General features: G+C 72.1%; 6 protein-coding genes. 4 read left to right on the forward strand and 2 right to left on the reverse strand.

The annotated features are described in order from the left end of the window. On the reverse strand, positions 1-341 hold a 341-nt coding region (locus tag G6028_RS14525; RefSeq protein WP_182659296.1), incomplete at its 3' end, for a GNAT family N-acetyltransferase. Further along, positions 338-1,027: a winged helix-turn-helix domain-containing protein gene (locus tag G6028_RS14530; RefSeq protein ID WP_179524621.1), complete on the reverse strand. Its 690-nt coding sequence runs from the start codon at positions 1,025-1,027 to the stop codon at positions 338-340. The genes G6028_RS14525 and G6028_RS14530, both read right to left, overlap by 4 nt. Before the next feature lie 84 nt (positions 1,028-1,111). Here G6028_RS14530 and G6028_RS14535 point away from each other — a divergent pair, with 84 nt between their 5' ends. The 4 genes from G6028_RS14535 (at position 1,112) to G6028_RS14550 (ending at position 4,051) form a co-directional block, all read left to right on the forward strand. Next, positions 1,112-1,852, forward strand: coding sequence for an LmeA family phospholipid-binding protein (locus G6028_RS14535; protein ID WP_182659297.1), 741 nt, complete (start codon positions 1,112-1,114; stop codon positions 1,850-1,852). Positions 1,853-1,862: 10 nt separating this feature from the next. After that, positions 1,863-2,693: a sulfurtransferase gene (locus G6028_RS14540; protein WP_182640001.1), complete on the forward strand. Its 831-nt coding sequence runs from the start codon at positions 1,863-1,865 to the stop codon at positions 2,691-2,693. A 48-nt stretch (positions 2,694-2,741) separates the two neighbouring features. Then, a complete protein-coding gene (locus tag G6028_RS14545; protein ID WP_182644798.1) occupies positions 2,742-3,242 on the forward strand; it encodes a DUF8021 domain-containing protein in 501 nt (166 codons plus the stop codon). 119 nt (positions 3,243-3,361) lie between these two features. Beyond that, positions 3,362-4,051, forward strand: a complete 690-nt coding sequence (locus G6028_RS14550; protein ID WP_182659298.1) for a heme-binding beta-barrel domain-containing protein — start codon at positions 3,362-3,364, stop codon at positions 4,049-4,051. Positions 4,052-4,082 lie beyond the last annotated feature (31 nt).

A 4,082-nucleotide genomic window follows, 5' to 3' on the forward strand; every position in this document is an offset into this window, starting at 1 on the left:
TCGGCCGGCAGGTCACCGTGCGCCCACACCGCGGCGGAGGGTTCGAGGTCGAACACCGCGCGGACCAGCTCCGACCCGACCCCGCGTCGACGGTGCCCGGGGGCCACGACCATCTCGGCGGTCGCCTCCCCGCCGCTGCCGTCGAGCTGGGCGTAGCCCGCGACATCACCTTCGTCTCCGCGGACCAGGAGATGGCGGACGGCCTGCTCGTCGCCCGACCGGAGCGACCGCAGAGGCTGCTCGCCGAGCGGTGCCACCCCGTCCTCGGCCGCGGCGTCCCGGGCGACGGCCTCGATCAGCGCGGCCGTCTCGTCGTCCACCGCGTGCTCGATGGCGGTCATGCGTCTCCCCCGTCCTCCCTGCGGTCGGTCGGCCGGACCGCTTTGTACCCGACGTTACGCACGGTTCCGATGAGGGACTCGTGGTCGGGCCCCAGCTTGGCCCGCAGCCGTCGGACGTGGACGTCGACCGTCCGGGTTCCGCCGAAGAAGTCGTATCCCCAGACCTCCTGGAGGAGCTGGGCGCGGGAGAACACGCGTCCGGGGTGTTGACACAGGTGCTTGAGGAGTTCGAACTCCTTGTAGGTCAGGTCCAGGGGTCGCCCCTTCACCCGGGCGACGTAGGTCTCCTCGTCGATCACGAGCTCGCCCACCGTGAGCAACCCGCCGTCGGACTCCCCCTGCGCGGAGTGACGGGCGGCGGAGAGCCTGAACCGGGCGTCCACCTCCGCCGGTCCCGTGGTCGGCAGGATGATGTCGTCGAGACCCCAGTCCCCGCTGACCGCGATGAGCCCGCCCTCCGAGACCACCGCGATGACGGAGATGTCCGCGCTCCCCGACAGGAGGCGGCAGAGCGCGCGGGACGCCGCGAGATCACTCCGTGCGTCGACGACGGCGAGCGCGGCCCCCGACAGCTCGGCCACGGAGGAGGCGAGGGCCGGCAGCAGTCTGACCGAATGCGGCAGGAGCGACAGCGCGGGGACCACCGCCTCGGGGTCGGCTTCGGTCGTGAGGAGCACTACGTCCATGTGTCGCTTCCTCCTCGTCCGGGCGCCCAGACGATACTAGCGACCCGTCCCCCAGTTCCGACGATCGGAGTAGACCTGAACCCCATGAGAGCCCGTCGCAGTGTCACGGTGGCGACCGCCGCCCTGGCCGTCGTGGTGGTCGGCGCCTTCACCGTGGACTCCGTCAACGCCTCCATGGTGGAGGCGGACGTGTCCACCCGGATCCGCCCGGCGACCCCGGGGGTCGCGGCCCCGTCGGTGATGATCGGTGGGGGCCCGTCGACACGGTGGGCGGGGCCCGGGACACTGGCGTCGGCGTCGATCCGCGTCGAGGGTGTCACCCGCCCGGGTCTCGGTCCGGTGGCCGTGGAGGCGGCCGTCACCGATCTGTCCGTGCCGGAGGACCGGTCCGCCGACATGACCGCGGGTGCGGTCACCGTCTCCGTCCAGATCACCGGAGACTCGCTCGGCCCCGCCCTGGGGATGCGGGACGTCCTGGTCGGCGGCGCCGACGACCCGAGCCTCGCCGGGGGGGTCGAGCACCGGGCCCGCGTCACCGGGACCCTCGCGGGGACCGACACCCGGGTGTCGGCGATCGTCGACCTGGTCGTCGACGAGTCCGGCGCGCACCTCGTCCCGGTCGGGGCCGCGACGGGACCCTCCGGGTTCCCCGACCAGGACCCCGACCTCGCGGTGCGCCGGACCGCGCTGACCCTCTCCCCGGACGTCCTCCCCCTCGGGATCGCGGTGGAGACCCTCACCGTGCGGGGTGGGACGATCACCGCCGGCGGTACCGCCGGCCCGGGCACTACGCCGCTCGGCGACCTGGCCCGACCGGACCACTAGACTCCCCGACATGAGTCGCGACGACGTACTGGTCAGCACCCGCTGGGCCGAATCGCGCCTCGACGATGACTCGGTGGTCTTCCTCGAGGTCGACGAGGACGTGTCGGCGTATCACACCGACGGCCACATCCCCGGGGCCGTCGCGCTGAACTGGCGCACGGAGTTGCAGGAGGAGTACACGCGGGACCTCGTGGGCCGCGAGAGGTTCGGCGAACTCATGTCCGAACGCGGGATCACCCGCGATCACACGGTCGTGGTGTACGGCGGCAACCACAACTGGTTCGCCGCCTACGCCTACTGGTATCTGCGCCTCTACGGCCACGCCGACGTGCGGCTGCTCGACGGGGGTCGCATGCGGTGGGAGCGCGACGGACTACCTCTCGACACCGATGTACCCCGGCGTCCGGTGACCGCTTACGTGGCCGACCCGCAGGATCTGTCGATCCGCGCGTTCCGCGACGACGTCCTGGCGGGGCTGGGCAACGACGCGCTCGTGGACGTCCGCTCGGTCGACGAGTACACCGGCAGGCTCGCGGCGCCGGCCGGGCTACCCCAGGAGGGCGGGCGTCAACGCGGACACATCCCGGGCGCCGTGAGCATCCCCTGGAACCGCGCCGTGACCCGCGACGGCACCTTCCGCACCGACGCCGACCTCCGCGAGATCTACGCGGACTTCCTCGACGAACCCGGTCGCCGCGTGGTGACCTACTGCCGGATCGGTGAGCGCTCCAGCCACACGTGGTTCGTCCTCCACGAGCTCCTCGACCAGCCCGACGTGGTCAACTACGACGGCAGCTGGGTGGAGTACGGCTCACTGATCGGTGTCCCGGTCGAGCGGTGAGGATCCTCCTCGCCCCGCTCGGGCGATCGACTCGCTAATCTCTGGGGCATGTCACTTCTCTCCCGAGCGTTCGGACTGGCCGCACGCGCCTCCGTCGTCGCCGTCGGCGCCTCCGTGGCCTCCGCCGTTATCGTCGGCGTCGACCAGCGACGGGGCGCGGTCCCCCAGGTCCCGGACCACCCCGGCCCGTACTCCCCCGCGGAGCGCGAGGCGGCGGTGCGGATGTACCTCACCGCGCTCACGCTGCCCGCGGCCGCGTTCCGGGTGCCCTTCGCGCCGGACTGCGTCCGGCGGGAGAACGGGCTCAGGACCGGGTTCGGCGCCGACCACCTCAAGTGGGACCTGCACCTGCACCTGCAGTACTCGACCATCCGGGAGGTGCGCGACATCGTGATCACCGTCGATCCGCCGGGACGCGAGGGCGTCGTGCACGCGGACTTCACCCTCGTGACCGTGGTGGGGCTCAGGGCACGGGTCAGCGAGGACTTCGTGGTACCCCCCGAGGACTGCCTGATCCACTCGATCGACGCCCGCATCTCACTCGGCTGACACCCTCGGGGTTAGGATTAGACCATGGTGCTCTTCTTCGAGATCCTCCTCGTCCTCTGCACGCTGGCCATCACATGGGTCACCTGCTACATCGTGTACCGCACGGTCACCGACGAGTCGTGACGGACGGCGGCCACACCGGCGCGGTCGACCCGACGTCGTCCACCCCCGAGGGGGGAGACGGCGGCTCGGCCGTCCGCGGGTCCGCGAACGCGGCGGTCGATGCCGCGGCGCAGCGTTCCGAGCAGACCGCGGGTCGGAACATCCCGGCGTTCTCCGACCTCCCGGTCCCGGGGGACACGGCCAACCTCCGGTTCGGTCCTGACCTGCACCCGGGCCTTCTCGCCCTGCTCCCCCTGGTGGGGGTCTGGGAGGGCGAGGGCGAGGCGGACACCGCCGACCGGGGCGAGCACCGCTTCGGCCAGCAGATCGTCGTCTCCCACGACGGGGAGAACTACCTGAGCTGGAGTTCCCGCGCCTGGACGTTCGACACGGGCGGGGCGGTCGACGACGCCGCCTACCGCGAGTCGGGGTTCTGGCGGATCTCCGCGGACGACCAGCTCGAGTTCCTGGTGGCGCACGCCTCCGGGGTCATCGAGATGTACTACGGGGCGCCGATCAACCAGGCCGCGTGGGAGATGGCGACCGACGTCGTGCTCGCCTCCCCCACCGGCCCGGAGCGTGGCGGCGCCAAGCGCATCTACGGGATCGTCGAGGGCGGCGACCTGGGGTGGGTCGAGGAGCGCGTCCACCCGGAGAAGGGCCTGGTCCCGCACATGTCGGCGCGCCTGCGGCGCGTCGCCGGCTGACCGCGCCCGTCGCCGGCTGACCGCGCCCGTC

Source organism: Dietzia cercidiphylli, assembly GCF_014145145.1.
Taxonomy (GTDB): Bacteria; Actinomycetota; Actinomycetes; order Mycobacteriales; family Mycobacteriaceae; genus Dietzia; species Dietzia natronolimnaea.

Bases quoted from the DNA above. Each gene is read 5' to 3' on its own strand.
- G6028_RS14530 (WP_179524621.1), bottom strand. From the start codon at position 1,027: ATGGACGTAGTGCTCCTCACGACCGAAGCCGACCCCGAGGCGGTGGTC.
- G6028_RS14535 (WP_182659297.1), top strand. From the start codon at position 1,112: ATGAGAGCCCGTCGCAGTGTCACGGTGGCGACCGCCGCCCTGGCCGTC.
- G6028_RS14545 (WP_182644798.1), top strand. From the start codon at position 2,742: ATGTCACTTCTCTCCCGAGCGTTCGGACTGGCCGCACGCGCCTCCGTC.
- G6028_RS14540 (WP_182640001.1), top strand. From the start codon at position 1,863: ATGAGTCGCGACGACGTACTGGTCAGCACCCGCTGGGCCGAATCGCGC.